This is a genomic window from Brachyspira sp. G79 (assembly GCF_002379365.1).
Taxonomy (GTDB): Bacteria; Spirochaetota; Brachyspiria; order Brachyspirales; family Brachyspiraceae; genus Brachyspira.
In genome coordinates, this window is the sequence record NZ_JQIU01000008.1 from 514,875 (window position 1) to 517,328 (window position 2,454).

Annotated in this window: 5 protein-coding genes; all 5 read left to right on the forward strand. The window is 22.9% G+C overall.

Annotation, left to right across the window (positions count from 1 at the left end; all coding sequences use genetic code 11):
• Positions 1–271, forward strand: a 271-nt coding sequence (locus KQ44_RS14400; protein WP_168171251.1) for a hypothetical protein, incomplete at its 5' end; no start/stop codon positions are given.
• Positions 272–303: 32 nt separating this feature from the next.
• Entirely contained in the window at positions 304–861 is a 558-nt protein-coding gene (locus tag KQ44_RS03710; protein WP_096736290.1) for a class I SAM-dependent methyltransferase, read from the forward strand.
• A complete protein-coding gene (locus tag KQ44_RS03715) occupies positions 858–1,178 on the forward strand; it encodes a methyltransferase (RefSeq protein WP_096736291.1) in 321 nt (106 codons plus the stop codon). Before KQ44_RS03710 ends, KQ44_RS03715 begins: the two co-directional genes overlap by 4 nt.
• A gap of 8 nt (positions 1,179–1,186) precedes the next feature.
• Positions 1,187–1,915 carry a dolichyl-phosphate mannose synthase gene (locus KQ44_RS03720; RefSeq protein WP_096736292.1) on the forward strand — a complete coding sequence of 243 codons (729 nt, stop codon included), beginning with the start codon at positions 1,187–1,189 and terminating at the stop codon, positions 1,913–1,915.
• 2 nt (positions 1,916–1,917) lie between these two features.
• On the forward strand, positions 1,918–2,454 hold a 537-nt coding region (locus KQ44_RS03725), incomplete at its 3' end, for a lysylphosphatidylglycerol synthase domain-containing protein (protein ID WP_143277872.1).

Consider the following 2,454-nt stretch of genomic DNA (forward strand, 5'->3'; position numbering starts at 1 on the left):
TACAAATTTTGATTATTTATTTATTGAACTTCCTGATGATTTCTTATTTGATAATGCATTAATATATTGGAAAGGTTCTGATGAAGACTATAAAGATAATAAAGTTATTACATTACAATATGGTAAATATAATAAATATTTAATTCCAATAGGATATTTTAATACTTGGAGATTTAATAATACACCAGAAAAAATAAAAATACTATTTAATAATACTGATAGAGATTTGGAAATAAATAAATGTATATTATATAAAAGAAATATGCCTTAATCAAGAAAATTTATTGAATACAGAGGTTTAAAATGAATAAAAAATTAAAATGTAACGCTTGCCTATATGAGGGTGAAATGAAAGTATTATTCAGCAATATTAGTGATATAGGTAATAGAGAGGTTATTTTATGTCCAAATTGCGGATTAGAATTTTTATATCCTAGATTAACGGAAGAAGATAAATCAAAAATATATGATACAGATAATTATGTTGGTTGGGGAAGTGAAAATAAAGCTTTTATATCTATGAAAAAAGAAAAGTTTAAAAGAGTTATAAAAAGTGTATTAAATTATAAAAACTCTGGTAAATTATTGGATGTTGGATGCGGTTTAGGATATCTTCTTGAAGTAGCTAATGAAATGGGATTTGATTCATATGGTATAGAGTTAAGCAAAAATGGAAGTGATATAGCTAAGAAAAAATTTGGTGATGATAAAATATATCATGGTACAGTTGAAACATGCAATTGGAAAAATACTTTTGATGTAATTACTATGAATGATTTGTTTGAACACATAGATGATCCTATAGAGACTTTAATTAAATCAAAAGAATTATTGAATTGTACGGGGGGGGGTATATTGTGATTACAACTCCTAATACTGATAGTATCACTCGTAAAATTATGGGATCAAAATGGTCTCACTATAAATTAGAACATGTATATTATTTTAATAAAAAAAGTATTTATGAATCTGCTAAAAGAGCGGGATTTGAAATTATAGAATTTAAACCTTTTTGGAAAGTATTGACTCTAAGTTATTTAAGCCATGTATTTAAAAAATATCCTCTAAAAGGTGCTAATGAAATATTTTCTATATTAGAGAAAATCCCAATTATTAATAATATAAAAATACCATTGTTGATAGGTGAAAGTTTAATAATTTTGAAAGCTAAAGATTAGAGGTGAAAATGATAAACATAGTTATACCAATGGCAGGTGCTGGAACTAGATTTTATAATTTGGGATATAAAGTACCCAAGCCATTGATTGAAATACAGGAATACCCATTTTTTTATTATTCTGCTAAGAGTTTAGTGAAATATTATAAATATTCAAATTTAATATTTGTAGGACTTAAAGAACATAATAAAGATAATATATTATCAAATAAAATATTATCCTTTTTTCCAGATGCTAAAATTAAACTTTTAGATGAAACTCCTCCCGGAGCTGTTCTAACTTCAAGATCGGCTATTGAACTAATAGATAATGATTATCCTGTTATCTTTAATGACTGTGATCATTGTTTTTATAGTGAAGACTTTAGAATAAATCAAAATGAGTTAAATAATTTAGATGGATTTTTATTGACATTTAAATCTGATAAACCTTGTTATAGTTACTTAATTAAAGATGAAAATAATAAAATAATAGGGACTAGAGAAAAAGAGGTTGTCAGTAATGATGCTATAGCAGGAGTATATGGATTTAGAAATATTTCTTTATTTGATGATGTAAGTAAAAAATATTTGGAAAATTGTTCATATTCTGAGTTTTTTACAAGCGGTGTTTACAATATTGAACCATTAAAAAATGGAAATATTAAAAACTTTGAATGTGATTTTAATATATCATTTGGAACAGTTGATGAATTTTTAAAAGTAAAAGAAAACAAAATATTTGAATTATTTAAATAATTATGAATAAATATATTATATTATCAATCATATTATTTTTTATAGGAAATATAATAAGAGCTTATAGAACTATATATATTTTAAATCCGTATTTAAATAAGCCTATAAAACCATATTTAAAAAGTACATTTATTGGTTTTTTTATAGATTTCTTTTTTCCATTTAGAATATCAGATATAGTAAGAACTTTTATATTTTCAAGATTAACAAAGAGTTCTTGGAGAATGTCTTTAAGTTTGGCTTTTATTGAAAGGGTGTTTGATTTAATAATAGTATTTTTTATACTTTTATTTTTTAATATAAAGTCTTTTTCTATATTGATTCTTTTTATTATTGCTACATTAATATTTGTATTTTGTAATTTTATAGTTTTTAAGAAATTATATTATTTTTGTGTTTCTATTTTTAATGATTTTATTAAATCTTTTTTGTTAGGTCTTTATTGGTCATTATACAGATTAAGAATTGATATTGTAAATAATAAAAAGAATCTATTTATATTTTCTTTGTCTAGTTTATTGATGTGGGGATTTAATATA

What these genes read in the sequence shown, in the direction of transcription:
- KQ44_RS03710 (WP_096736290.1), top strand. Translation starts at nt 304, where the DNA reads ATGAATAAAAAATTAAAATGTAACGCTTGCCTATATGAGGGTGAAATG.
- KQ44_RS03720 (WP_096736292.1), top strand. Translation starts at nt 1,187, where the DNA reads ATGATAAACATAGTTATACCAATGGCAGGTGCTGGAACTAGATTTTAT.